Source organism: Oceanobacillus kimchii X50 (genome assembly GCF_000340475.1).
GTDB lineage: Bacteria > Bacillota > Bacilli > Bacillales > Amphibacillaceae > Oceanobacillus > Oceanobacillus kimchii.
Genome location: NZ_CM001792.1, coordinates 2,723,639 through 2,749,736 on the forward strand (window position 1 = coordinate 2,723,639; position 26,098 = coordinate 2,749,736).

The following is a 26,098-nucleotide window of genomic DNA, read 5'->3' on the forward strand; positions in this document are numbered from 1 at the left end:
ACTAAAAAGTCATTCTATTCTTATCTTCCAAGCGACTCGCTTGATGGAATTGGCACAGTATCCTATGAAGAACCTGTTGCCGAGGTTTCTTAGGGCCATATCCCTCCACCTCTCATGATAAGAAAAAACATATATAAAGTTATTGGTAGAATAATAATGCAAAATGTACGAAATGTCAATAAATTTTTTCGTATTAATCTTAGTGTGATATGAAAGTAGTATGTCAACCAACGCATCACTTTTATCATTTATTATGAATGATCTTCACTATGTTCAATCTTTTCTAAAACCGTTTCTACTTTTGTATGTCCATGTATCTCACAATAGTAAACAATAGTACGTATATGATGATAAATTTTACAAGGTCTTGTTTCTTTAATAAAATTTCGACGATATTCAATATAATGAGTATCTACATGTATTTTTTCTACATGATTTTCGATTTCTTTCCATTCATGTATCGTATTCTTTGGAGTATCCAATTCCAAAGGCTCAGCAGAAGTCTCTATATGATTAATACTAAATAATAATACCAGTGTTAAAACGAGGAATCGTAACATGGAAAGCACCTGCCATTCTTTTCATTTCTAATGGCTAGTATTAGAAAAATCAAAGCTTCTTATACATGAGGTAAATGATTAATAAAGTTTTGATATATAAATCCTCTTACTAAATGCTCAGAATAATGCTTTTGTAACTCATCTCGCAATAACTCATACTTAGAAGCATCCTCGAGTCCTTCAATAAAATATGAAATACCATCAAAATCTGATCCAAATCCAATGTGTTTCTCACCACCTAACGCACATATATGATCTATATGATGAAAAAGATCCGTTAGTTTAGCAGACTCTGCATTTTTTACAAGAAATGGTGGATACAACGCAAGCTGTATTTGTCCGTTGCAATCAATCAACGCCTTAATTTGATCATCATATAAATTTCTTGGATGATCGCAAATTGCGCGAACATTAGAATGTGAAGCAAAAGGATATTTTGCACTTTTCATTACATCCCAAAAGCCTTCTACGGTTAAATGAGAAACATCCGTAAAGACCATGTGGTTATTGTTCATTTCAACAACCGACTTACCTAATCTTGTTAATCCACCACCTCGTGGTTCCTCCGCACCGTCTGCACATAAATTAGCATGATTCCATGTTAACCCAATCGAAAGAACTCCTAAACGATATAGATATCTCAATTTCACCAAGTCATTACCTATTGCTTCTGCTCCTTCTAACGTTAGGACTGCACCAATTTGATGTTCTTTAAGATTGTTAATTTCATCCCATTGTTTAATATGTTTTATTTGCGGATGTTTCTCAATAATCTCCGAATAAAACAAATCTATTTGTTCTAAAGCATGTTGCCATTGCTCATTTGTCGGTACATCTGGATGTATGAAAACAGCAAAGAACTGTACTTGTACCCCACCTTGCTGCAATCTTTCTAAATTTGTATTTAGTTCATGATCATTTTCAAAATTCAATACCCTTTTTGGTTGTTGAAAGCCCCTTTTTGCCATCTGCAATTTAAGAAGTGCATCACAATGTGTGTCGATAAATCTCATTACTTTCACCCTCCTTTACATATACAATACATTAAAAACCACCTATATTATTGACTTTGTAAGATGAATCAATTTCATAATTACCAAGTTATATAAATAATTACTGAGAGTAGATATTAATTTTCGGATTCTAGCAAAAACCTGGCTTTGATTGGAATGAAAGATGGTGACTCCTGCAGGAATTGCACGAGCTGAAGATCCACTTAAAAAGTGTTCTTCTTTTCAAGTTAGCTGAGGCCGTGCCTGTTAAAAAGCGTTCGTCTGCAATGAAATCAAACAGAGCATTATTCGAGTTTCACACACAATATCTTGATTATGAAATTGATTCAAGTAAAAAACCCGAATTCATTTTCATAAATTCAGGCAACTCTAATCTATTCTAACGCTTAATATCATCCATCACGTTTTGTTTTTCTTTCTGTCTTAGTTCCACTCTCCGTATTTTACCTGAGGTAGTTTTCGGTAATTCAGATACAAATTCTATTTTCCTAGGATATTTGTATGGAGCAACACTATTTTTCACATGATCTTGTAATTCTTTTACTACTGCATCATTTCCAATTATATCTTCTTGTAAAATAATAAATGCTTTAACAACATTTCCTCTTTCCACATCCGGACTTGCTACAACAGCACACTCTTTAACCAAGGAGTGCTTAACTAATGCATCTTCTACCTCAAAGGGTCCGATCGTATATCCCGAAGTAATGATAATATCATCACTTCTTCCTTCAAACCAGAAATATCCATCTTCATCAATTCGCGCTTGATCACCAGTTACATAATAATCCCCGCGTCGTGATTTCATTGTGCGTTCTTCATCCTTATAATATCCGATAAACAGAGCAGGCGTATCTAGCGGTATAGCAATATCTCCTACTATTCCATTTTTAACCGGATTTCCGTCTTCATCAATTACCAGTACGTTATTGCCCGGTGTTGGTTTCCCCATTGATCCTGGCCTTACTTCCATTCCTTTTAAAAATCCAAGTAATAATGTATTCTCTGTTTGTCCATATCCATCACGTACGGTAACATTAAAATGGTTGCGAAAACGCTCAATCACTTCTCGATTCAATGGTTCCCCCGCAGATACTGCACTGTGTAAAGCATCTAACTGGTATTCAGATAAATTTTCCAGTTTTGCCATTAAACGATATTCAGTTGGTGTACAACAAAATACATTTACTTGATGTCTTTCAAGGATTTCAAGATACCTCTTTGGCTCGAATTTCCCCTGATAAACGAGAGCAGTACCACCCTTATATAACACGGATAAGAATGGACTCCACACCCATTTTTGCCATCCTGGAGCAGCTGTTGCCCATACTGTATCTCCCTCTTCTATACTAAGCCAATGTTCTGGCGCCGTTTGCATATGAGCATAGCCCCAGCCATGTGTATGCATAACTGCTTTTGGATTACCCGTTGTTCCTGATGTATAAGGTAAGAAAGCAATATCATCTTTTTTAGTAATCGTAGTCTCTAATTTGGAAGAAGCTGTTTGTTTCAAATAATCTAAAGACAACCATTCAGATTTCTCCTCCCCAACAGAAAACTTTATTAAATCATGAAATTCCCCTACATTTTGGAATTCGCTAGTGTACGCTGAATAACTTACAACACCCTTCACTTCACCATGAGTTATACGATATTGTAAATCCTTTGATCGAAACATTTCAGAACTGGGAATAATAATAATTCCTGTCTTTAGTGCTGCAAGATAAATTTCATAGGTTTCCATCAATCTCGGAAGCATGACAAGAATCTTATCACCTTTTGATAATCCATTTTCTAGAAATAAGTTCCCTATTTTGTTGGCATTATCAAATAATTGTTTGTACGTTATCTGTTTAGATTCACCTTTTTCGTCTTCCCATTTCACTGCAATTCTCGTTTGATCTTCTGCATATTTCTCAAAATCATTTATAATATTGTACTGCTCTGGTGCAATTAAATCAGATTGCTTCATCAATTATTTCCCCCTCCTCAATTTAGTACCTACTACTATGTTCTGATTATTATAGCAGAAACTAACATTAATTCAAAACGATATTAATATTCAGATCATATATCGTACTTACTAGCTAGAATCGAATAACTGGTGTATGATTCGATATATTAGGGAATAGTACAGTTAAGGAGTGTGAGAACGTGCAAGAATTTAATGAAAAAGATTTTGAACAGGCTTATAATCAAGAAACTTCTAAAATAAATAATCAGTTAGATAAAGAGATATTATTTGCAATGATAGGTGATGTAAACACTGGGAAATCTTCTACCATAAACCAATTAATTGGTGATGAAGTAGCAAAGGTTGGAGCAAAACCAGGAGAAACGACTGGAATTGATAAGTATATTTATCGAGATAAAATTATTTTTGCAGATACTCCAGGTCTAGATGATATTAATCATAAAAATTCGGAGGAAACTATTTCTTTCTACCAACAAGCAGATGTTGTTTTATTTTTCTTAAACGCTGCAGGTACTGTATTTTCTGATGGGGAACGAAAATCCTTCGAACTAATTGAAAAACACAACAAAAATATTGTATTTGTATTAAATAAAATTGATGCTGCAGATGATATTCCGACTCTTGTTCAATATATAAAGAAGCATACGAAAAATCGTTACACTGTCGTACCGATATCATCACGTACCGGTGAAAATATTCATCAATTGCGCGATGAAATTTTAAGTATTCTTAAAAAAAAACATAAAGAAATTCAGTTCGCACGACTAATCAAAGAAAAGTCTGCTACTGCAAACAAATGGATTTTAGCAGCTTCCGGATCTGCAACAGCTGTAGGCGCTGTTCCATTACCAGGTTCTGATTTCGTTCCGCTTACTGGAATACAAGTTGGTCTAATTGTTCGTTTAGCTGCCCTTTACGAAAAACCTCTCTCCAAAAAGAAAGCAAGAGAACTTACCATTGCTACCATTACAGGTAATATTGGTAGAACTATCTTTCGACAGGTGACAAAATTTGTTCCAGGTGCAGGCTCTGTTATAGGTGGAAGTGTTGCTGGTGGAATGACTTTAGCCTTAGGTTATGCAGTGAAATATGCATTTGAAAATAATATTGAATTAAATGCTGATACATTAAAATCGTTATATACGTACTTTCAGGAAAAAGATAAGAAAGCTTCTCGTCAATAGCAGCGAGAAGCTTTTTTGCACGAATCAGTTTCATAATAACTGAACTAACCACGTCAGGCTTTGCTTGCGCCTATGTTAATTACACATATTCATTTCGCAATATAGAGTACATCTTTATATCTTCTTGTTTTCCTTTACGAAACATTGATTTTCGCAGCGTACCCTCATATGTCATCCCTACTGTTTCCATTAGACGATAAGAAGCAATATTATCCGGTACACACCTTGCTTGAATCCGTTCTAACTCCATTTCTTTAAAGCCAAAGTTAATTATTTTCTTTACTGCTTCAGTACCTAGACCTTGCCTCCAAAATTCTCGAGATATTGCATAAGCTAATTCTGCACTGTAATGTTTTTTATTCCAAACTAAATCAATTGTTCCAATTACCTGATTTTTTTCTTTCCATACAATTGCCCAAGGACCAACACCATTTTCCTCGTATTGCTTAAATGCGAACTGAATAAAAGCATGAGTATCTTGTAACGTTCGATGGGCGTCCCAAGTTAAATGTGTTGTTAACATTGGATCCGATGCATAAGCATGGATATCATCTATATCACTTTCCTCCACTTGCCTTAAGATTAATCGATTTGTGTCTAATCTCGGATATGGTGTAAACAAATCCTGTATCAGCAATTTCATCTCTCCTCCCATTTAAGTGAAAATTATAATTATTATAAAGGATTAGAACTACGATGTCACCAAGAGGAGGGATAAAAGATATTTTTATTTTTCCCCGTTTGTTATATTTTTCGTTTTAGCATTTCTTTTCCATCATACGTGTATAACATTTCTTTTTCTTCCAAAACGGTCTCTAAATGAATGGTTCTTCCCCATAACTGATAAATATATGGCATTACGTGTTCCAAGTATTTTATATCTAACTCAATTCCCTCGTACCCGTGTACAAGATACAGTTCACCATTGCGAAGATAATCTCCATTCTCTACCGTAATATACGGAAAACCACCATTAACCCGCATGGAGATAAGTTGATCGCGAATTTGCTGATGATCTTTTTCCGTAATGCGATAATCTCTTCCTTTTTTCTCAAAAAGATACATATCTTCTTGCGCAACAAGATCTTTTGTTAAGTAATTACGAATAAACGAAATATCCGATTCAATTTCTCTGACTTCAAAGATTTTTTCTCTTCCACCATTCGGTTTGTAACCATTTTCTATCATTTCTTTTGTAGGATGGTTATATCGATCCTCGATGTCTTCAAATATTTTTATGCCTAAATAATATGGATTTATGGAAGTTCGAGATGGCTGTACTACGCCTGCATTTAATTTAGAGTATTCAATAGTTTCATTCGTTGTTAAATCAAGTTCTCGCATAATACGTTGGTGCCAATAAGATGCCCAACCTTCATTCATAATTTTTGTTTCCAGTTGTGGCCAAAAGTAAAGCATTTCTTCACGCATCATCGTTAAAATATCCCGTTGCCAACCTTCAAGTTCACGACTGTATTTTTCAATAAATAGAAGAATATCTTTCTCTGGTTGTGCTGGTATTTTCTTCGTTTTTTTTCTTTTCTTTGGTTCTTGTTTTAATTGATCTTCATCTAATTTCCATAAATCATCGTACTCAGATACTCTCGATTTTGTAGTATCCTCTATTTCTTCCTCCTCGTTTTGTGGTAATTTAGAACGAACGATAGATGGATCAATATGCTCTTGAATCGATAATACTGCATCGAGAAAACTTTCCACTTCGTCTTTACCATAAACCATTTCATAATGAGCAATTCTCTCTGCAGTAGCAGTCATACTCTCCACCATATCACGACGTGTATTAGAAAAACGAATATTATTTTTAAAGAAATCACAATGAGCAAGAACATGTGCAATAATCAATTTGTTTTGCACCAAGCTATTTGTATCTAATAAAAAAGCGTAGCATGGATCTGAATTAATGACTAATTCATAAATTTGGCTTAATCCTAAATCATATTGAAGTTTCATTTTATGAAATTGTTTTCCAAAACTCCAATGGGTAAACCTGGTAGGCATACCATATGCACCGAATGTATAAATAATATCCGCTGGGCAAATCTCGTACCTCATCGGATAAAAATCAAGCCCAAATCCCTTTGCCACTTCCGTAATTTCTTCAATTGCATATGATAATTCTTTTGTCTGATCCAACAAATATCCCTCCTCAATCACTTATTAATAGTCTATGATACAGAGCTAAAAAATTTACGTAGAATTGCCAGAGTTTTAAATATCTAGATTTTAAACAAGTAAAAAATGCTTGTGAACAATAAAGTGAAACATACAGTCGGTTTTTTACTACTCTCAGGATAAAGGGATTTAATAATCATTAGAGAATAAAAATTAACAATGCTTCGCTTATAATCCCTTTCAAAGAAAATATTAAAAGGCTCAAAAGCATGTGTTACCTTACTTTTGAGCCTTTACCACTATACTTTTTCGGACTGCTTATGAAAGAAACTTTTCATCGCATGATAGACATCTGCTTTTTCTTTTAATATATAATGCTTAAATTTCGGATCTTCAATATTCTTATAGGCATTCATTAACGTAGAATAGCGATTATAGCCATTAACCTCGCCATATCCAAACATATTCGATTTTTCCATAATTTCATGGACTAGATCTATACAAGTAGCATTATCTGAGCTAATATTCTCACCATCAGAAAAATGGAATGGATAAATATTATAGCTTCTTGGATTAAACTTCTCTTCAATAACTTCTAATGCTTTATAATAAGCAGAAGAACAAATCGTTCCACCACTCTCTCCTTTAGAAAAGAAATCTTTCTCAGAAACAACTTTTGCTTCGGTATGATGCGCTATAAATTCAAATTCTACAGTATCATACTTCGTACGCAAAAAACGATTCATCCAAAAGAAAAAGCTTCGTGCCATATACTTCTCAAAAGTCCCCATAGAAGCACTTGTATCCATCATTGCTATAACAACTGCTTTAGAGTCTCGCCTAATTACTTCATTCCATGTTTTAAAACGGAGATCATCATTATAAATAGGAGTAATTTGCGCCTTCCCTTCACGTGCATTTCGTTTTAATGCAGTTAAAATAGTACGCTTCTTATCAACATTTCCCATTAGACCTTTTTTACGAACATCATTAAATTCAATTTTTTCTGTGGTAATTTCCGCTTCATCTTTCTGTTCAAGATTTGGTAGCTCTAACTCTTGAAACAATGCTTCTTCAATTTCCGCAATAGATACCTCAGATTCATAAAAATCGGTTCCTGGCTGATCTCCTGCTTTCTTTCCATTACCCTGCCCTTGTTGTCCTTGTTGGGAAGCATTCGGATCACGAGCTACGACATCTCCAACTTCTGATTCTCCATCCCCTTGCCCGACATGTTTTGATTTCTCATAATTATATCGAATTTTATATTCATCTAGTGAACGTATCGGTATCTTCACGACATCGCGACCATTGGACATAATAATATTCTCTTCACTAACCAGATCAGGTAAATTGTTTTTAATCGCATCTTTAACTTTATCATTATGTCGTTGCTGATCTTGATATCCTTTACGATGGAGAGACCAGTTTTCCTGGGAAACTACAAAATTATGCTCATGTTCTTCCGGCATGTTAACCCTCTCCTATTATTATAATTTTCAGTATTTTCAAGCTATAAAATACTTTCTTTATCCTATGCAATAGAATACAAGTTATTTCCTAATAATTGAAAATAGGGCTAACAAGTCTAGCCCTATAAATTAAAAATAATATCTGTCCATATTTTGATTGCAGTTCCAGTAATTAATATCGCTAGAATCCACTGAAGTAACGATGTATTAACTTTTTGTCCTATCTTCGCTCCAAGTGGTGCTGCAATTAAACTTGAAATAATCATAATAACAGCTGGAAGCAGCGGGACCTGACCTGTCGAAATCTTACCGATTGTTGAACCAATAGAGGAGATAAAAGTAATTGCTAAGGATGATGCAATTGTAACTCTCATTGGAATTTTTAAAAGGGTAAGCATAATCGGTACTAATAAAAATGCTCCAGCTGCCCCCACAATCCCTGCTCCAATTCCAACAATTAATGCCAACACACTCGCTACTACTCTATTAAACTGGATCTGATCAGATTTAGCATTAACCGTTTTTCTTGGAATAAACATCATGATTGCTGCTATTATTGCTAATAAACCATAAACAATATTGATGATTCCTTCAGAAAAAGAACTAGACCCGAAACTTCCAATAATACTACCAATTAATACACTCACACCCATATATCCAATTAACGAACGGTGTAAATAACCAGTGTTACGATAAGCCCAAACACCACCAATAGTTGCAAAAAATACCTGTACGGCACTAATTCCTGATACTTCATGCGCAGTGAAAGCAGTTAAACCTAGCATAGACGGGATGTATAACAACAGTGGATATTTTATGATCGATCCACCGATCCCAATCATTCCGGAAATTAATGATCCAATAAATCCAATCATAAAAACCGTAATCATTAATAAAATATCAAATTCCACAATTTTCCCTCCTCACAAAAGAAAGGGGTTGAGACAAAAATATTTACACAAAAGTTAAATCCGAATGAATAGGTTTTGAAAACCCGCTTCAGAAATATACTTCGCTTTCCGTGGGTGACTGATGAGCCTCCGGTTGCTTCGCAATCCGGGGTCTCACCTAGGCCTTACTCCCACAGGACAAGGAAGACCTCGACAACATTGCATCGCACGCAGAAAATCGATTTTTGATTTTCAAGGAGATTCCGTATATTTCTTACGCTTATTCTAGCTATCATTCATTTGACTTTTGAAAAAAACTTTTTGTTATGTCCAATCTCTATTGTTTGTCACGAGCTTTTTTAATCCAAAATTTGAATACACCGTCTTCTTCCCTAGACTCCAGTAGTTCATGACCACCTGATTTAGCCCAAGCAGTCAAATCATTTTTTGCACCTGGGTCGGTTGCGTGGATTTCGATAATCTCACCTGAATTAATTTTTCCTATTGCTTTCTTTGTTCTTACGATTGGCATTGGGCATGCCAATCCTTTTGCGTCTAACACTTTTTTTACATTCATTTTTTATCCTCCTAATTAGTTAAAGTTTAAGTTAGCGAATAGCACATCGGTTTGGACCAATCTCCATTTCACGCTGTTTTTCTATATCTGGGTTAATTTTACCTATATTGGTTTCACGAATTTGTTGATAAGCATTTGGTTGTGGCGGTAAATTTTTTGTAACAGATCTTGTAAACGCTTCTTCGTCCATATTCAATCCGTGGTTTTCTTCATATAGCTTGGCTAATTTTTTCGCTACAGTACCATCCTCATTCAACTCTTCCATAATCATAAAGTGTGCTGGCAATACAATTAATTCACCAGACAGTTCTTTATACTTGTTATACAGGCTATCTCTTAAATTATCACTCCATGATTCAGCTTTTCCGGCTAAGTCTGGTCTTCCGATGGAATCAATAAATAAAATATCGCCTGTCAATAGATACATATCATCAATAATCAACGATGTTGAACCAATCGTGTGCCCTGGTGTATAAATTGCTTTTATATCAACCGTTGAAGAACCAACTGTCAGTTGACTGCCGTCTTCTAGTCTTTCATATTGAAAGGTAACCTCTTCTGCATCCCGTGGTGGTAGCCAATAAGACCCACTTGTTTGTTCTGCAAGTTTGCGTCCTCCGGAAATATGATCTGCATGTAAGTGCGTATCAATCGCGTGTATAATTTTGACTTCTTTTTCTTCCGTAAATTTCATATATTTATCTATCATTCTTGTCGAATCGATAATTGCCGCTTCTCCATCTGAGATAATCATATAAGATAAACATCCTTTTCCGATTCGTACAAATTGATACAATTCACCTTTACCAATTAAATCACCTAATTTTATTGGCTCTAAATGCTCACTCCATGCTTTCATTCCACCTTCAAGATAGAAAACATCAACATCTTTCTCAACAAGCATTTCCGCTACCATCACCGAAGAGCCTTCTTTTGCACAAACCACCAGAATATCTTTATCAGATGGCAGTTCCGTTACTAAACCATCGACACCTTCTAATAATTCAAAATAAGGAATGTTCTTGTACGTAAGTTTTTCACCTTCTATTTTCCAATCTTCAAAATCTGATTGATTACGAACATCCAAAATAAACAATTCTTCTTTTTGCAAAATGCGCTGTGTTAATTCATCTGTGCTCATCTTTGTTATCATTTTTATACCCTCATCTGTATCTGAAATATTAAAAATAAAATGCCTTCTCGGCTTAAATATCGCTTTGCATATACCCTGACCATTCACTCATCCCTGGTTTGACATTAACTACATTTCCAAAACCGCTATCAATGAGCTTTTGAGCTGCCATCCCGCTACGTGTACCAGTTCGGCAAATAATATAGATTGTCTTGTCTTTATCTAGTTCGTCCTTGCGATTATCTATTTCTCCTAAAGGAATGGAAATCGCCTGTGGAATATGGCCAAATGCATATTCTGCTTGCTCACGCACGTCTACCAATATTGCTTGATCGGTATGATAGTCCAATAACTTTTTCATTAATTCTTCGTTATCTATAGTTTTTGAGAATATCATTTCTTCTTTTTCCACCTCTGTAGTCTTTCGTAAATAATGCTTGAGTACATTACCTTCTTCGATTGTTCCCAAATATTGGTGTCCAGCACTGTTTGTCCAAGCCTGTATATCCGCTTTTGAACCTTGATCAGTTGCAAGAATTTCAACTATTTCCCCTGCATTCACATTATTCATCGCTTTTTTCGTTTTTACAATTGGCATTGGACATGCAAATCCCTTAGCATCAACTTGATGATCTGTTTTCAAGTATTCCATCATAGTTTCCTCCCTTAGATTATATGAATAGGTTAATTTGTCCCTCCTCAGCATCACCAATATATGCAGCCACTCCTGCGTACTCGATGTAATCTATCAATTCTTCTTTTTGAAGTCCTAGCAAATCCATTGTCATCGTACATGCAATTAACTTCACATCTTGTTCTTGAGCTAAATTAATTAAATCTGGTAATGGCATCGCATTATGCTTTTTCATTATTTGCTTTATCATTTTTGGTCCCATCCCACCATAATTCATCTTGGATAGCCCCATTTTATTTGCACCGCGCGGCATCATTTTCGCAAACATCTTTTCCATGAAACCTTTCTTGAGAGGTACTTGTTCTTCTTTTCTGAGTGCATTTAGCCCCCAAAATGTATGGAAGATGGTTACCTCATGGTCATATGCTGCTGCACCATTCGCAATAATGTATGCAGCCATTGCTTTATCATAATCTCCACTAAAAAGTACAATGGTTGTCTTCTTTTTTTCCATAATTCTTTCCTCCTTTTTATACCCGCATAGGTATTAAATTAATGAAATAAAAAACGAGTGAATTAGATAACTTATAATCCTAGTTACCCATACCCGCATAGGTATATATTATTACTAAAAAAAGGAACTGTCAACCTTTTTATTATCTGCTCTTTACAAGCATATTGACAGCTTCTTTCACTAGTTCATCACTATCTTCACCACGTTCTTCTGCGTTTCGGACACACTCAATTAAATTCGTACTGACTAAAACACCAATCGTACGGTCAATGGCTGTCCGGCTTGCAGACAACTGTGTAATAATATCTTTACACTCTTTTTCTTCTTCCATCATCTTCAAGACTCCCCGAAGTTGTCCTTCAATTCGTTTTAATCTATTTTTAGTTTGAACATCGTATTCCATTATTATTTCCCCTCCTATCCTCTATTTTCGTAACGATTGCCTTCATTTTATACCCCTATAGGTATAATGTCAAATGGACAGACTTTTGATTTGGAAATCAGATCAAATTGTATAATAAAAAAAACCAAAAGTTAGACTATCTACTCTAACTTTTGGGTTTTTATCATATCTATTTATCTATTTACCTATTCAATAAACTTCCAACATATCGAAGTAATTCATTAGCAGAAACTGAATTATAACCATGTTCATCAATAAGACGAGCAATAACTTCATTAATTTTCTTTAGTTGTGATTCATCCGGTGTTTTGGACGAGGTGGTGATTTTAACCACATCTTTTAAATCTGCAAATAACTTCTTCTGAATTGCTTCTCTTAAACGTTCATGCGAATTATAATCAAAACGTTTCCCTTTTCGAGCATAAGCTGATAACCGAATTAAAATTTCTTCTCGGAATGCTTTCTTCGCATTTTCTGAAATTCCTATTTGTTCTTCAATCGAACGCATTAATTTTTCATCTGGATTCATTTCTTCTCCAGTCAATGGATCACGAAGCTTATTCTTATTGCAATATGCTTCCACATTGTCGAGATAATTGTCCATTAATGTCTTGGCAGATTCTTCATATGAATAAACAAATGCTTTTTGTACTTCTTTCTTAGCAATTTCATCATATTCTTTTCGTGCAATCGAGATGTAATTTAAATACGTTTCCAAATCGTCTTTGGAAATGGATGGATGTTGATCTAAACCTTCTTTCAGTGAGCGAAGAACATCCAATGCATTAATGGAAGGGACTTCTTTACGAATAATGGTAGAAGATATTCGATTAATGACATATCTCGGATCTATTCCATCCATGCCTTCATCTTGATATTCTTTCCGCAATTCTTCTACGTCTACTTGATTAAAACCTTCTACATTTTCGCCATCATAAAGACGCATTTTCTTAACAATATCAACGCCTTGTTTTTTTGATTCTTTTAATCTACTTAAAATAGAAAAGATAGCAGCAGCTCGTAAAGCATGTGGTGCTACATGTACATCTGATATATCACTTTCTTTAATCATTTTTTGATAAATACGTTCCTCTTCGCTAACTTTCAAATTATAAGGTATTGGCATAACAATCATTCGAGAATGTAATGCTTCATTTTTCTTATTAGAAATAAATGATTTATACTCTGATTCATTCGTGTGAGCAATTATAAGTTCATCTGCCGATATCAGAGCAAACCTTCCAGCTTTAAAGTTTCCTTCTTGTGTTAAGGAAAGTAGATGCCATAAAAATTTCTCATCACTCTTTAAAATTTCCTGGAATTCCATCATTCCTCGATTTGCTTTATTTAGTTCTCCATCAAAACGATAAGCACGGGGATCTGATTCAGAACCAAACTCTGCTATTGTAGAAAAATCTATACTTCCTGTTAAATCAGCGATATCTTGTGATTTAGGATCGGACGGACTAAACGTACCAATTCCTACTCGTTTATCTTCAGAGAAAAAGATTCTCTCTACTTTTACATCCTCAATTCTCCCACCGTATTCTTTATCTAATCTCATCGTATTTAATGGTGATAAACTACCTTCAATACGAATACCATATTCTTGAAAAAAATCTTCTCTTAAATGTTGTGGAATTAAATGTAGAGGATCTTCATGCATCGGACATCCTTTTATTGCATACACTGCACCTTCATCTGTCCGAGAGTATTGCTCTAGTCCTCGCTTCAACATACTAACAATCGTTGATTTTCCCCCACTTACCGGCCCCATTAATAACAATATACGTTTTCTAACATCGAGGCGTTTTGCAGCTGGATGAAAATATTCTTCTACTAATCGTTCAATTGCAGACTCTAAGCCAAAAATGGACGATCCAAAAAATTCATACATCCTACGACCATCACGTTCCTTTACTCCTGCACTTTTAACCATATTATACACACGTGAATGTGCGGTTTGAGCAACTTCTGGACGTTCCTTTACAATCTCTAAATAATCTGCGAATGTACCTTCCCATTCTAATCGTTTTTCTTCATCTCTCAAATTTTTCACTCTGTTGATTATATCCATCGATGACTCCCTCCATCTTGCAACGATTTCTATATCCTATGCATAGGCTATTTAAATCATGCTTGTACAAATAATTTTGACGAATAGTCCTTATGAGATAACTCCTAATTCGACAAATATAATAAAATACCACATTTACAGATTGTTTTTCCACGTCTATCCTCATGATTAAGCATAAGAAATGCAGGGATTACATCCTATCACATTCAAAATAAAAAAATCTGTAGATAGCAAAACTGCTGCTCTACAGATTTTTATATAATTAATGATGATGGTGATGGCCTTTTGTTGGATTCGTTATTACAAATCCTTCATCTTCCACAAAGAAGTATTGAATCCAAATTCCATCTAAAAATTCTTCTCTAGAATCTAATATAATATCGACATCTTTGTCAGTTTGTACAATAACATCATGTTCACCGGGAGTATCTAAAGACATCCCATAATGTGCGTGATCACCATGCATATGAGAGATATATATACGAACCTTTTTATCTGAGCCATCCTCTAACAACATACGTTTTAATACCTTTGCTGCATTACGATTAATTTTTACTTTCATCATGTCATCTCCATTTCTTTAGTTTAGCTAATAATTTCTTCATTATATCTATCAAAACTCATTCGATCACTATTGACAAGAATATAGCTTGCTTCACCACGAATTATCGTCCAAACAACCACTTCTTGATCGTTCGTTTGAGCCACTACAATACTCCAATCATCGTTATCATACCGCTTTTCTAGTTCTTCTACATAACTATCTTGCATTTCTCTAATACGTAATTCTTTCAAATTCATCATGTTTACACCATAGCGATTTCTTACATCTTCAGCCATTTCTTGCGTTAGTTCTTCAGCGGAATGTTGTGCCAAATACTCCTCAGAAAAATATCTAGCAACTAATTCATCGTCTTCCACAATTGCAGCTTCATATGCATCCGCTACTACCTTTACGGAAGTTGGACTAAGGCAGCCTACTAATAATAGCGGGATACATAGGATAATTGGCAATATTTTTTTCATTTTTTAACTCCTAACTGACAACATTCTAGTATGATTGTAAGCGATTTGTTGAATTTTGTGAAACTAAAAGTCGAAAAATAATAGAAAATAAGAACTAAATTTATGATACTGCTACTCCTATCTTTAACAGATTGTGTTATAATAAAATGTTATTTTCTGAAAATACATACATAGTAGGAAGGTGCTAACTTCATGAATTTTTCTTCTCGTAGTAAGGTTGCATGGATTGCCATTATTACGGGGGTTGCGGTTATGGGTGATGCCATGTTATTTATCGTGCTCCCGTTATTTTGGCAAGATTTTGGACTTACGGAAATATGGCAAATTGGAGTATTGTTATCGATTAATCGTTTTATTCGATTGCCATTAAATCCATTAGTGGGCTTTTTTTATAAACATTTCCAACTGAGGACAGGCGTTTTTATTGCACTCATTCTTGCCGTAATTACCACATTATCTTATGGTATCTTTGAAGGATTTTGGATGCTTGTTATTATGCGGGCTTTATGGGGAGTAGCCTGGTCGTTTATAAGATTAGGAGGATTTTTAACAGTCATAGATGTAACAACTGATAATAATCGTGGATGGCATATGGGGTTGTATAATGGATTATGGGGATTAGGTGGTCTTACCGGTATGTTAGCAGGAGGATTCTTAGTCGATCAAACTTCTATTCTATTTGTTACTGCGTTATTTTCTCTTATTAGTTTACTAGCAATACCAGTGGCTTGGTTTGTGGTCCCTCCTAATAGAGGTGAGAAACAAGATTCTCCCGCTCCTATTTCAGTCCAAAAAACAAAATGGCTGACTCCTTTCACTGTACTCGTTCTAGCTACAGGGATTACCCAAGGCTTTATTATTATGGGATTATTTAATTCAACTATCAGTCCTTTACTAGAAAATGTATATCAACGTCCAATACAAATAGGAACTATTATTCTAGGAGTAGCTACGTTAGCTGGTACTATGCAAGCTATCAGATGGGCATGGGACCCATTTATTGCTCCAGCCATCGGTAAAATGATCGATCAGCGTACTCTCATTTATCCAATTATTCTTGTCCCGCTAATTGGTGGATCTATTCTATTATCAGCAATGGCATATACTTCTTCCATTGCAATGTTAATTTTATTTATATTCTTATTCCAATTATTATCAACAATATTTACCACTACCACAGACACACTCGCGGCTCGTGCTGCCGTTCGTACGGATCGTGTTAAAATGATGACCGCTCATACGGTAGTTGTAGATGTTGGTTCAGCATTAGGTCCGATGGTTTCATTCATAATTTTAATGTATTTGCCACTTTCTGCAGTGTACATTTTTGCTAGTTTTCTAATGATAACTTTAGCCATATTTTGGATTGTATTTCGCAGGCTTGAATTAGAAACAACAAACGTACAAAGTAATATAAGTTGAATACTATTACTACTTTCTCCATAATAGAGTCGTATGACATCGTTAAAGAATAGAGGGATATAGTGGTTAAAGAATCAAGTATTATATTTTTTGATATTGATGGCACCCTTCTAACTGAAGGGGATAAATTATTACCGCCTTCAACGAAAGATGCAATATTTCAATTAAAAAAGCTTGGGCATGAGGTTGCGATTGCTACTGGTCGGGCACCATTTATGTTTGAAGATATACGAAAAGAACTAGAAATTGATACGTATGTCTGCTATAACGGTCAATACGTTGTGTATAAAGGTAAAGTTATATATGCGAACCCACTAAAGGCAAGTTCTCTAGAAGAACTTACTCAGTTTGCCCTTGATCGAGATCACCCCATTGTGTTTATGAATCATGAGTCCATGAAAGCGAATGTACCAGAAGATCATGAATATATTCAAGAAAGTATTAACAGCTTAAAATCAGTACATTATCCTACACATGATCCAGCTTTCTATAAAGGCAGAGAAATATATCAGGCACTTTTATTTAATACAGCTGGAGAAGAAAAGCAATATGAAAAAGCGTTTGAGGATTTTCAATTTGTTCGTTGGCATGACAAATCCGTCGACATTTTGCCAGCCAATGGTTCTAAAGCAAATGGAATTAACAAATTATTAGCTTATACGGACTATCCGGATGAAAAGCAGTATGCATTTGGAGATGGTCTTAATGATATTGAAATGCTTACGGAAGTTCAAAACAGTGTAGCGATGGGTAATGGGCAACCAGAAGCAAAGGCTGCAGCACGTTATATTACAAAATCCGTAAATAACGATGGAATATTACATGGATTAAAAATGGTTGGATTACTGTGATTAAAATTTGGTCCCCTGCAATTAGATTTTAAAATAATTGCAAGGGGATTTTTTATTGCAATAAGGGTATTATCCGTATCATGTCATTTCTGAACTCTGACTTGAATACACTCTTAATGATGTTTTTGGAAAAATCTCTATGCTTTATTAGGAGGGGTATAAATATGTCAGATAAGGATAATGAACCAGAGAAACGAAAACAAGATGACAATAAGAAAATGGATCAATTAAAGAAATTCTATCGTGATAATACTGACAAGGTAATGACTACAGATGAAGGAGTAAAGATCTCAAATGACGAAAATACGTTAAGTGCAGGAGATAGAGGACCTCAATTATTAGAAGATTTTATCTATCGTGAAAAACTGACCCACTTCGATCGAGAGCGTATCCCAGAACGAAATGTACATGCACGTGGTTATGGTGCACATGGAGTATTTGAATGTTATGAAACTCAATCAAATCTAACGAAAGCACATTTTTTACAAGAAGCTGGTCAACAAACACCTGTATTTGTCCGCTTTTCGCAAGTAGCCGGTTCACGGGGAGCCAATGAAACATTACGTGATGTTCGTGGTTTTGCTACAAAATTTTATACCGATGAAGGAAATTTTGACTTAGTCGGAAATAATATTCCTATATTTTTTATTCAAGACGGTATCAAGTTTCCAGATTTAATTCACGCACTGAAACCTGAACCTAATAATGAAATCCCTCAAGGACAAACAGCCCATGATACGTTTTGGGATTTTATCGGTAGTAATGAAGAATCGGCAGCTATGATGATGTGGATTATGTCGGATCGAACCATTCCTAGAAGTTTCCGTACCATACAGGGTTTCGGGGTTCATACCTTCCGACTGGTTAATGCGGAAGGCAAGTCTGTCTTTTGTAAATTCCATTGGCGTCCTGTACTAGGAATACATTCATTAATTTGGAATGAAGCGCAAAAAATTGGCGGTGCTGATCCTGACTTTCACCGGAGAGATCTTTGGGAAAATATTGAGCAAGGATTTTATCCAGAATATGAACTAGGGGTCCAGGTCATAGAAGAAGATCAAGAATTTGATTTTGATTTCGATATATTAGATGCAACAAAACTATGGCCTGAAGAAGATGTGCCCCTACAAATGATTGGAAAGATGACATTAAATAAAAATGTAGAGAATGTTTTTGCTGAGACTGAACAAGTTGCACTTCATCCCGGTAATATTGTTCCAGGGATTGACTTTACAAATGATCCTTTACTACAAGGAAGACTATTCTCATATACCGATACGCAAATTTATCGTGTAGGCACTAACTTCAAGCAGCTCCCTATCAATCGTCCCGTTTGCCCTTTTCACAATAATCATCGCGATGGATCTCAACGTTATATTATCGATAAAGGCCAAGTAGCCTACCATCAGAATTATTTAGCTGGAAATACTCCATATACCGTACCTGGTTCTCAAGGTGGATTTGTTACGTATCCGTCTTTAGTCGAAGGGTTGAAAGTACGAAAAACTGCACCTAGTTTTCTCGATCATTTCTCACAGGCGAGACTATTTTGGAACAGTATGACGGATGTTGAAAAGAGTCATATACTTCAAGCATTTAGTTTTGAATTAGGTAAAGTGAATGTTCCTGAAGTCCGCCAACGTGTTGTTAATCTTATTGGGCATATAAGCCGGCCGCTCGCTACTGCAGTAGCAGAACAAGTTGGTGTAGAACCACCAGATGGGAGCATAAAACAATCAGATGTCACTAAATCCTCTCCTGCTTTAAGTTTAATGAATACAAAATTTCTTCCAGATACGTTAAAAGTTGCTGTTATTGTTGGTAATGGATATGATGGAAATGCTTTAGAATCTTTATTACAATCTTTTAAAAAAGTAGAACTTAAACCATTTATTATAAGTGAGCGCTTAGGAGAAATAACTGCGGATAATGGTGATAAATTAAATGTAGATGCCACCTTCTTAACAACTTCACCGGTTCTGTATGATGGGTTACTCGTTGTTGGAGGAGATCAAACCAGCGATCAATTCGCTTATCAGACTGGCAACTTTATTACGGAACAATTCAACCATTATAAACCAATTGGAGGCATTGAAGAAGGTGCTATATTAATTCAACAATTAGGAATTGCTAATCGGCCAGGAGTATTCACAAGTCCAACAGGTGGAGGACAATTTACAAGGCAATTTATAGATGGAATGGCAAAACAACGGTTTTGGGATAGATAAATAAGATTAATTTACTACCACTTAACTCTATTAACCACTTTTTTCGATTTCTAAAGCTATTTTGGGTTTTAGAGCTGCTCTATTAACCACTTTCACGGATTTCTAAAGCTGTTTTGGGTTTTAGAGCTGCTCTATTAACCACTTTCACGGATTTCTAAAGCTATTTTGGGATTTAGATCAGTTTAATAATTAGTGATCGTACAAAATAATTAAACTTTATCAATCAAAACTATCTGGGTTACTACCGGAACGATCATTTTGATTCATCGCATCAATCTGGTTCATTTCTTCTTCTGTTAAAGAAAAATCAAAGATATCCGCATTAGCTATTATTCTTTCTTTTGTAATTGATTTAGGTATCGTAATTACATCATGCTGAACATCCCAACGTAAAATGACCTGTGCTGGAGACTTAGCGTATTTCTTAGCGATCGTTTGAATAATATCCTCTTCTAGCAATTGCCCTCGCTTCAATGGAGACCAAGCTTCTAGTTGAATATTATGTTGACGACAAAATGCACGCAGTCCTTCCTGTGTTAGATGCGGATGGAATTCCACTTGATTTACTGCCGGAATAATTTCAGCATTCGCAAATAATTTTTCTAGATGTTGTACATGGAAGTTACTTACACCAATGGCTCTTACTTTACCTTCTCGGTAGAGTTCTTCCATCGCCTTCCAGGTTTCTACAAAAGTATCTTTCACTGGCCAATGAATTAAATATAAATCCAAATAATCAGTTCCTAATTTCTCTAAGCTTCTTTGAAATGCCTGTTTGGTAGAAGTATATCCTTGCTCATCATTCCATACTTTAGAAGTAAGAAAAATATCTTCACGAGGAACTCCAGAATTTTTGATTCCTTCACCTACCCCTTTTTCATTATCATAGAATGAAGCTGTATCAATACTACGGTACCCGTTTTCTAAAGCTGTTTTCACCGCCTCTTCTGCAACCGATCCATCTTCAACTTTATACACCCCTAAACCGAATCCTGGCATTTCTAATCCATTATTTAATGTAAATGTATCTTGTAAATGTTTAATCATGTAGCGCACCTCCATAATCTTTGTTACTACTATCATACATGAAATACCTTTTTTTCTTAAATATATCGTCACACTATAATTTAGTTTGCTTTATATAGATAGCTTCCATTGATTAACTCTTTGGTACACTCTCCTGCTATTCTTAAATATTCTAAGTGGGCAATTGTCTCACCAACAGCAAATCGGGAATCATGTACAGACAGTTTTTTTGGAAACAGTTTGTCGGTTGCTTCATAAACGGTAGTTTCTACTTTTATCTCTTCCAATAAATAGGATAGTCGATCTTCATGATGTGATTTTATTTCTTCAATTCGTTTATTGGCATCTGGGAACGGATTACCATGAGAAGGAATCACCCATTCTACTTGTAACTTTTTAATCTTTTCTAGTGAAGCTAAATAATTTTTTAATGGGTTTGCCTCACCATGAAACCAATATGAGATATTTGGGGTAATCTTTGGTAAAATATGATCTGTTGATAAAAGGACATTTTTCTCTTGGTTATAAAAGGTTACTAATCCATCTGAATGACCTGGCGTATAAATAATTTCATACTCATATGTACCGAACTGAATTTGTTCTCCTTCTTTTAAGTGCCCATGAACAGTTGGATACGGAGTTACATATGGATAAAAAGATGATGTGTTATCCGCTAATTGCGATGCTATTTCTTTCGGGATACCAGCTAATTTATAATTATCATTTAACTGTTGCAGAAATGGTTTTTCCCAAGAGGATAATGCTGCACGCTCATCAACCTCTGTCATCCATAAATTTGCTCCCGTTTGTTGTTGCAATCCCCCTGCATATCCAAAATGATCTGGATGATAATGAGTAATGATAATATCGGAAACATGCTTTCCTCGAAGTTCTTCATTCCAACGTTGTACAGTTTGGTTACGATGTAGTCCTGTATCCATCACTTTCACGCCATAATCTGTTTCTCCGATAAAACAATTTACATGATTTAATCGAAATGGTAAATCTAAGGTTACTTTTTTAATTCCAAGCTGATCTAACAAACAAATCCCTTCCTTCACTAAGCTGTTGATGGATATATGAAGAAGAGATTGGGAGATGGTCAAAAAACGGATGATAGCTAGAATAAGAACAAGAAATACACGGAGAATCCGCTGAGAGCAAGGCATAGGTGAAACCCCGGTAATAAGCATTCGGGGGCTCACAGCCGCCTTAGGATAAGCGCAGTATGTTTCTGAACAGGTTTTCAAATCTACTCTCATCTATTAGGTAAATACTTTTCTCCCAACCTCTATCGAACAAAAAATCTAGTTACTTAACTCTCTCCAAGTTATCAACTTTTCAGCTTCAAAACGCTACATTAATTTACTCTCTTTGCTCTCTCCCAGTATAACTCTCTTAAACGGAATTTTTGTAGCTTTCCTGTAGCTGTTTTTGGTAATTCTTCAACAAATTCAACTTTTTTTGGAGCTTTAAAGTGAGCAAGATTCTCCCGACAATACGATATGACTTCCTCTTCTATCATAGTTGAATTTGGCTGTGGAACAATAATTGCTAAAGGTACTTCTCCCCACTTTTCATCAGGAATTGCAATTACTGCTACTTCTAATACATCTGGATGTTTATAAAGAACTCCCTCCACTTCTGTAGATGAAATGTTCTCTCCACCAGAAATAATTAAATCCTTTGCTCGATCTCGAATTTCAATATAACCATCTGAATGAATGACAGCTAAATCACCCGTGTGGAACCATCCGTCTTTCATCGCTGCATCGGTTCTTTCCACATCTTTATAATAACCTCTCATCACTACATTTCCACGAGTGACAATCTCCCCTAACTCCTCACCATTCCAGGCAACTTCTTCTCCATCTGGACGAATGACCGTTGTTTCACCATTAAACGCAAGCTCAATTCCCTGTCTCGCTTTAATGGTTGCTTGTTTATCTGTGGATTTGTCATTAAAATCTTGTTTCCATTCACAATATAAGATAAAAGGTGATGTTTCTGTTAGCCCATATACATGTATCATTTCTAAACCTAGAATATCTTGTGCTTTTTGAATTAATGCCGCTGCAGGAGGAGATCCAGCTGTTGCCATCCTAAGTTTCGACTGTAAATTTAATTGTTTTGCTTTCGGCTCATTCACCAACATATTTACCACTGTAGGTGCCCCGCACAGCATGGTTATCTGTCGTTGTTCAAATATATCTAATATTAATGACGGGTCCACTTTGCGCAAACAAACATGCGTACCACCTGCAGCAGTTATTGCCCAAACTCCTCCCCAACCATTCGCATGAAACATCGGTAATGTGTGCAAATAGCGATCATCATGAGAAACATTAATATGATAAAGAAAGTTGGCTGCATTTATATAGTTGCTACGATGGGTTAGCATGACACCTTTTGGATTCGATGTCGTACCACTCGTATAATTAATCGTCATTAACTGATTTTCATCAATTTCTACTACTGGTAATTCTACCTTATCATTATCATGATGTATGAACGATTCATAACGAGTCCCTTGTAAGGAAGTGTTCTCTCCATCAACTTCTACAATAATAATTTCTTCTAAGGTCAAACTATTTTGAATATCTTCAATTGGACCAGCGAATGCCTCATCAACAATTAATAACTTAGCATCACTATGATTAATGATATAGTTTAAATCTTTTGCTGAGAGACGATAGTTTAATGGAACCATCACTGCTCCAATCTGACATATTCCATAGAAGCATTCCAACATATAATGTGTATTCGGAAGCATCACAGCGACATGGTCACCTTCTTTAATACCTTTATCGAGTAAACCTTTAGATAATTGATCAACTCGGCGGCCAAATTCTTTATACGTAAACGATTTGTCTCCATCAACGATAGCTATTTTTTCCGGATAATATTTAATTGCTCTCCGTTTCCAATCTAGTGGGGTTAGTGGTGCTAGCATTTGCAAACAACTCCCTTATAGTAAGATTTGTTCCATACTTCTCACTTTAAAACAGCCAATTACTTTGACAACAATTCTCTACTAATGATTAGCTTCATCACTTCTGATGTACCACCATAAATACGTTGGACTCGAGCATCCGCATAAGCCCGGGCTACAGGATACTCTAGCATATATCCATATCCTCCAAATAACTGCAGACAACGATCAATCACTTCTCCTTGAACTTCAGTACAACTCAGTTTTGCCATACTAGCTGTAGCAGTGTCTAAATTCCCTTCTATACACCTCGTAGTACATTCATCGGCAAAAGACCGTTGGACACGTACTTTGGTTTGCAACTCAGCCAATGTAAATTGTGTATGCTGGAATTGATCAAGGGTTGTTCCGAATAACTCTCTTTCCTTCACATAGGTAACCGTGTCAGTAAGTACACCTTCCATACAAGCAACGGCACAATTTGCAACAATTAAACGTTCACGAGGCAATTCGTTCATTAAAATGGAAAATCCTTGATTCACTTCTCCGAGAATGTCACGATCATCTAGCAGAATATCTTCAAAATATAATTCAGAGGTATCGCAAGCATGTAATCCTATTTTTTCAAGATTCTTTCCTTTGGTAAAACCATTCTTCCTTGTGTCAACGATAAATAACGATATACCTTTGGATGGTTTTACATCCAATTTCGTTTTCGCTACGACAATTGCAAAATCACAATGCTGACCGTTCGTAATAAATGTTTTCGAACCATTTAATACATATCCATTTAGTCCTTCATCAAAATTGGCTGTTGTATTTATTCGTTGAAGATCGCTCCCCGCACCCGGCTCAGTCATTGCGATTGCACCAACTAATTCACCTGAAATCATTCTCGGCAAGTAATATTTCTTTTGTTCTTCGGTTCCATATTGCAAGAAATAGTTTGCAAGAATCGTATCATGCACTGATAGATTTGCTGCTATCGAGCTATATCCATGTCGGCAAAACGATTCTATTATTGTTGTGGAATAAAGAAAGCTAGCACCAAGACCTCCATATTCTTCTGGTACTTCTGCAAGTAGAAATCCTTGTTCTCCAAGCTTATTCCAAAATTCTCTTGGAACCATTCCTTTTTCTTCCCACGTGGAATAATATGGTGCGACCTCCTGTTTGCAAAAGGTCTCCACGCTACGTTTTAGCAAATCTAGTTCTGTTTGTTCCGATGAAGAAATAGATAAATTCATTACTGTCCTCTCCTTTTACTTCCCTTTAAAAGCAGGTTTTCTTTTTTCAAAGAAGGCAGCAATCCCCTCTTTATTATCTTCTGACTGTAAAAGTAAGGTTTGCACAGCTAATTCCTGTAAATCATTCGTATCCTGGTTGTATTCACTAGCATGATTCACCATGTGCTTTACAAATTGATTTGCTAACGGGGGACCATGTACAATAAATTGCGCAAATTCCGTCGCTTCTTCTAATAAATCTCCTTCTACTACCCGGTTTACTATTCCTCGCTCATAAGCTTCTTGTGCAGTTACTTGCCTCCCAGATGAAATCCACTCTTTTGCAACTGCTGTTGGTAGTTTATCAGCGAGCCCTTTTAACAGACCTAAATCTGGGATAATCCCTACATTTGTAAAACTACAAGCAAAACTAGCATCTTTCTTTGCTACTATAAAGTCTGCCGCAATTGCAATGCTAAATCCCGCTCCTGCTGCAAATCCATGCACGGCACTGATTACATATTTATCTAAGTCTTTCATCGTTTGGATAATTTGCAATGCTTTCTTCATATAATTCATAATTTGTGCGGAATTATTTAATGTGTGCAATACTTGTAAATCCCCACCAGCAGAGAAGCCTTTTCCTTCACCAGTTAATATTACTACCTTTACTTCAGGATCTTTCTCTGCCTGATGTAGTGCAGCTATTAATTCTTCCGCCATTTCTATTGATAAAGCATTTCGTTTTTCTGGTCGATTCATTACTATATAAGCTATTTGATTTTCTTTTTGATAAAGAACAGCAGACGAAATTGTCACTTTT

General features: G+C 35.6%; 24 protein-coding genes and 1 riboswitch. Of the genes, 4 read left to right on the forward strand and 20 right to left on the reverse strand.

All coding sequences use genetic code 11. The features are described from left to right. Positions 1–17: 17 nt before the first annotated feature. A riboswitch (SAM riboswitch) is annotated at positions 18–124 on the reverse strand. Positions 125–251: 127 nt separating this feature from the next. The 3 genes from C794_RS14245 to mbcS form a co-directional block, all read right to left on the reverse strand. After that, positions 252–560 carry a hypothetical protein gene (locus tag C794_RS14245; RefSeq protein ID WP_017797822.1) on the reverse strand — a complete coding sequence of 103 codons (309 nt, stop codon included), beginning with the start codon at positions 558–560 and terminating at the stop codon, positions 252–254. Between the two features lie 59 nt (positions 561–619). Further along, positions 620–1,573, reverse strand: a complete 954-nt coding sequence (locus tag C794_RS14250; RefSeq protein WP_017797823.1) for a dipeptidase — start codon at positions 1,571–1,573, stop codon at positions 620–622. Between the two features lie 379 nt (positions 1,574–1,952). Beyond that, complete coding sequence (gene mbcS, locus C794_RS14255) at positions 1,953–3,545, reverse strand: acyl-CoA synthetase MbcS (RefSeq protein WP_017797824.1); 1,593 nt, start codon at positions 3,543–3,545, stop codon at positions 1,953–1,955. 182 nt (positions 3,546–3,727) lie between these two features. Between mbcS and C794_RS14260 the strand changes: the two genes are divergently transcribed. Then, the gene (locus tag C794_RS14260) at positions 3,728–4,732 is read left to right on the forward strand and encodes a YcjF family protein (RefSeq protein WP_017797825.1); all 1,005 of its coding nucleotides are present in this window, start codon (positions 3,728–3,730) and stop codon (positions 4,730–4,732) included. Positions 4,733–4,811: 79 nt separating this feature from the next. Here the strand turns inward: C794_RS14260 and C794_RS14265 are convergent, their stop codons facing one another. From C794_RS14265 to C794_RS14320, 12 genes are all read right to left on the reverse strand, one after another. Continuing rightward, a complete protein-coding gene (locus C794_RS14265) occupies positions 4,812–5,375 on the reverse strand; it encodes a GNAT family N-acetyltransferase (protein ID WP_017797826.1) in 564 nt (187 codons plus the stop codon). A gap of 101 nt (positions 5,376–5,476) precedes the next feature. Further along, positions 5,477–6,886, reverse strand: a complete 1,410-nt coding sequence (locus tag C794_RS14270) for a SpoVR family protein (RefSeq protein WP_017797827.1) — start codon at positions 6,884–6,886, stop codon at positions 5,477–5,479. A 278-nt stretch (positions 6,887–7,164) separates the two neighbouring features. Next, on the reverse strand, positions 7,165–8,337 hold the full coding sequence (gene yhbH / locus C794_RS14275) for a sporulation protein YhbH (RefSeq protein WP_017797828.1): 1,173 nt from the start codon (positions 8,335–8,337) through the stop codon (positions 7,165–7,167). 122 nt (positions 8,338–8,459) lie between these two features. Further along, complete coding sequence (locus C794_RS14280) at positions 8,460–9,248, reverse strand: sulfite exporter TauE/SafE family protein (RefSeq protein ID WP_017797829.1); 789 nt, start codon at positions 9,246–9,248, stop codon at positions 8,460–8,462. Positions 9,249–9,564: 316 nt separating this feature from the next. Further along, positions 9,565–9,804, reverse strand: a complete 240-nt coding sequence (locus C794_RS14285) for a sulfurtransferase TusA family protein (RefSeq protein WP_017797830.1) — start codon at positions 9,802–9,804, stop codon at positions 9,565–9,567. A 31-nt stretch (positions 9,805–9,835) separates the two neighbouring features. Then, a complete protein-coding gene (locus C794_RS14290; RefSeq protein ID WP_017797831.1) occupies positions 9,836–10,957 on the reverse strand; it encodes an MBL fold metallo-hydrolase in 1,122 nt (373 codons plus the stop codon). Between the two features lie 52 nt (positions 10,958–11,009). Then, entirely contained in the window at positions 11,010–11,588 is a 579-nt protein-coding gene (locus tag C794_RS14295) for a sulfurtransferase TusA family protein (RefSeq protein WP_017797832.1), read from the reverse strand. A gap of 19 nt (positions 11,589–11,607) precedes the next feature. Then, positions 11,608–12,087 carry a DsrE/DsrF/DrsH-like family protein gene (locus tag C794_RS14300; protein WP_026133816.1) on the reverse strand — a complete coding sequence of 160 codons (480 nt, stop codon included), beginning with the start codon at positions 12,085–12,087 and terminating at the stop codon, positions 11,608–11,610. A gap of 139 nt (positions 12,088–12,226) precedes the next feature. Continuing rightward, positions 12,227–12,487 carry a metal-sensitive transcriptional regulator gene (locus C794_RS14305; RefSeq protein WP_017797834.1) on the reverse strand — a complete coding sequence of 87 codons (261 nt, stop codon included), beginning with the start codon at positions 12,485–12,487 and terminating at the stop codon, positions 12,227–12,229. 181 nt (positions 12,488–12,668) lie between these two features. Beyond that, positions 12,669–14,564 carry a PrkA family serine protein kinase gene (locus C794_RS14310; RefSeq protein WP_017797835.1) on the reverse strand — a complete coding sequence of 632 codons (1,896 nt, stop codon included), beginning with the start codon at positions 14,562–14,564 and terminating at the stop codon, positions 12,669–12,671. 262 nt (positions 14,565–14,826) lie between these two features. Next, complete coding sequence (locus tag C794_RS14315) at positions 14,827–15,126, reverse strand: iron-sulfur cluster assembly accessory protein (RefSeq protein WP_017797836.1); 300 nt, start codon at positions 15,124–15,126, stop codon at positions 14,827–14,829. A gap of 23 nt (positions 15,127–15,149) precedes the next feature. Next, positions 15,150–15,590 carry a putative periplasmic lipoprotein gene (locus tag C794_RS14320; protein ID WP_017797837.1) on the reverse strand — a complete coding sequence of 147 codons (441 nt, stop codon included), beginning with the start codon at positions 15,588–15,590 and terminating at the stop codon, positions 15,150–15,152. Positions 15,591–15,782: 192 nt separating this feature from the next. Between C794_RS14320 and C794_RS14325 the strand changes: the two genes are divergently transcribed. The 3 genes from C794_RS14325 to C794_RS14335 all read left to right on the forward strand — a co-directional run bounded on the left by C794_RS14325 (position 15,783) and on the right by C794_RS14335 (position 20,091). Then, entirely contained in the window at positions 15,783–17,012 is a 1,230-nt protein-coding gene (locus tag C794_RS14325) for an MFS transporter (protein ID WP_017797838.1), read from the forward strand. Between the two features lie 62 nt (positions 17,013–17,074). Then, positions 17,075–17,863 carry a Cof-type HAD-IIB family hydrolase gene (locus C794_RS14330; protein WP_017797839.1) on the forward strand — a complete coding sequence of 263 codons (789 nt, stop codon included), beginning with the start codon at positions 17,075–17,077 and terminating at the stop codon, positions 17,861–17,863. 164 nt (positions 17,864–18,027) lie between these two features. Next, positions 18,028–20,091, forward strand: a complete 2,064-nt coding sequence (locus tag C794_RS14335; protein ID WP_017797840.1) for a catalase — start codon at positions 18,028–18,030, stop codon at positions 20,089–20,091. A gap of 219 nt (positions 20,092–20,310) precedes the next feature. Here the strand turns inward: C794_RS14335 and C794_RS14340 are convergent, their stop codons facing one another. The 5 genes from C794_RS14340 to C794_RS14360 form a co-directional block, all read right to left on the reverse strand. After that, entirely contained in the window at positions 20,311–21,138 is an 828-nt protein-coding gene (locus C794_RS14340; RefSeq protein WP_017797841.1) for an aldo/keto reductase, read from the reverse strand. A gap of 80 nt (positions 21,139–21,218) precedes the next feature. Continuing rightward, positions 21,219–22,160, reverse strand: coding sequence for an MBL fold metallo-hydrolase (locus tag C794_RS14345; RefSeq protein WP_017797842.1), 942 nt, complete (start codon positions 22,158–22,160; stop codon positions 21,219–21,221). Positions 22,161–22,477: 317 nt separating this feature from the next. Next, entirely contained in the window at positions 22,478–24,070 is a 1,593-nt protein-coding gene (locus C794_RS14350) for a long-chain-fatty-acid--CoA ligase (RefSeq protein ID WP_017797843.1), read from the reverse strand. A gap of 59 nt (positions 24,071–24,129) precedes the next feature. Further along, a complete protein-coding gene (locus C794_RS14355; protein ID WP_017797844.1) occupies positions 24,130–25,296 on the reverse strand; it encodes an acyl-CoA dehydrogenase family protein in 1,167 nt (388 codons plus the stop codon). A 15-nt stretch (positions 25,297–25,311) separates the two neighbouring features. Continuing rightward, positions 25,312–26,094, reverse strand: coding sequence for an enoyl-CoA hydratase/isomerase family protein (locus C794_RS14360; protein ID WP_017797845.1), 783 nt, complete (start codon positions 26,092–26,094; stop codon positions 25,312–25,314). Positions 26,095–26,098 lie beyond the last annotated feature (4 nt).

Bases quoted from the DNA above. Each gene is read 5' to 3' on its own strand.
- C794_RS14245 (WP_017797822.1), bottom strand. From the start codon at position 560: ATGTTACGATTCCTCGTTTTAACACTGGTATTATTATTTAGTATTAAT.
- C794_RS14250 (WP_017797823.1), bottom strand. From the start codon at position 1,573: ATGAGATTTATCGACACACATTGTGATGCACTTCTTAAATTGCAGATG.
- mbcS (WP_017797824.1), bottom strand. From the start codon at position 3,545: ATGAAGCAATCTGATTTAATTGCACCAGAGCAGTACAATATTATAAAT.
- C794_RS14265 (WP_017797826.1), bottom strand. From the start codon at position 5,375: ATGAAATTGCTGATACAGGATTTGTTTACACCATATCCGAGATTAGAC.
- yhbH (WP_017797828.1), bottom strand. From the start codon at position 8,337: ATGCCGGAAGAACATGAGCATAATTTTGTAGTTTCCCAGGAAAACTGG.
- C794_RS14285 (WP_017797830.1), bottom strand. From the start codon at position 9,804: ATGAATGTAAAAAAAGTGTTAGACGCAAAAGGATTGGCATGCCCAATG.
- C794_RS14290 (WP_017797831.1), bottom strand. From the start codon at position 10,957: ATGATAACAAAGATGAGCACAGATGAATTAACACAGCGCATTTTGCAA.
- C794_RS14295 (WP_017797832.1), bottom strand. From the start codon at position 11,588: ATGGAATACTTGAAAACAGATCATCAAGTTGATGCTAAGGGATTTGCA.
- C794_RS14305 (WP_017797834.1), bottom strand. From the start codon at position 12,487: ATGGAATACGATGTTCAAACTAAAAATAGATTAAAACGAATTGAAGGA.
- C794_RS14310 (WP_017797835.1), bottom strand. From the start codon at position 14,564: ATGGATATAATCAACAGAGTGAAAAATTTGAGAGATGAAGAAAAACGA.
- C794_RS14315 (WP_017797836.1), bottom strand. From the start codon at position 15,126: ATGAAAGTAAAAATTAATCGTAATGCAGCAAAGGTATTAAAACGTATG.
- C794_RS14320 (WP_017797837.1), bottom strand. From the start codon at position 15,590: ATGAAAAAAATATTGCCAATTATCCTATGTATCCCGCTATTATTAGTA.
- C794_RS14325 (WP_017797838.1), top strand. From the start codon at position 15,783: ATGAATTTTTCTTCTCGTAGTAAGGTTGCATGGATTGCCATTATTACG.
- C794_RS14335 (WP_017797840.1), top strand. From the start codon at position 18,028: ATGTCAGATAAGGATAATGAACCAGAGAAACGAAAACAAGATGACAAT.
- C794_RS14340 (WP_017797841.1), bottom strand. From the start codon at position 21,138: ATGATTAAACATTTACAAGATACATTTACATTAAATAATGGATTAGAA.
- C794_RS14350 (WP_017797843.1), bottom strand. From the start codon at position 24,070: ATGCTAGCACCACTAACCCCACTAGATTGGAAACGGAGAGCAATTAAA.
- C794_RS14355 (WP_017797844.1), bottom strand. From the start codon at position 25,296: ATGAATTTATCTATTTCTTCATCGGAACAAACAGAACTAGATTTGCTA.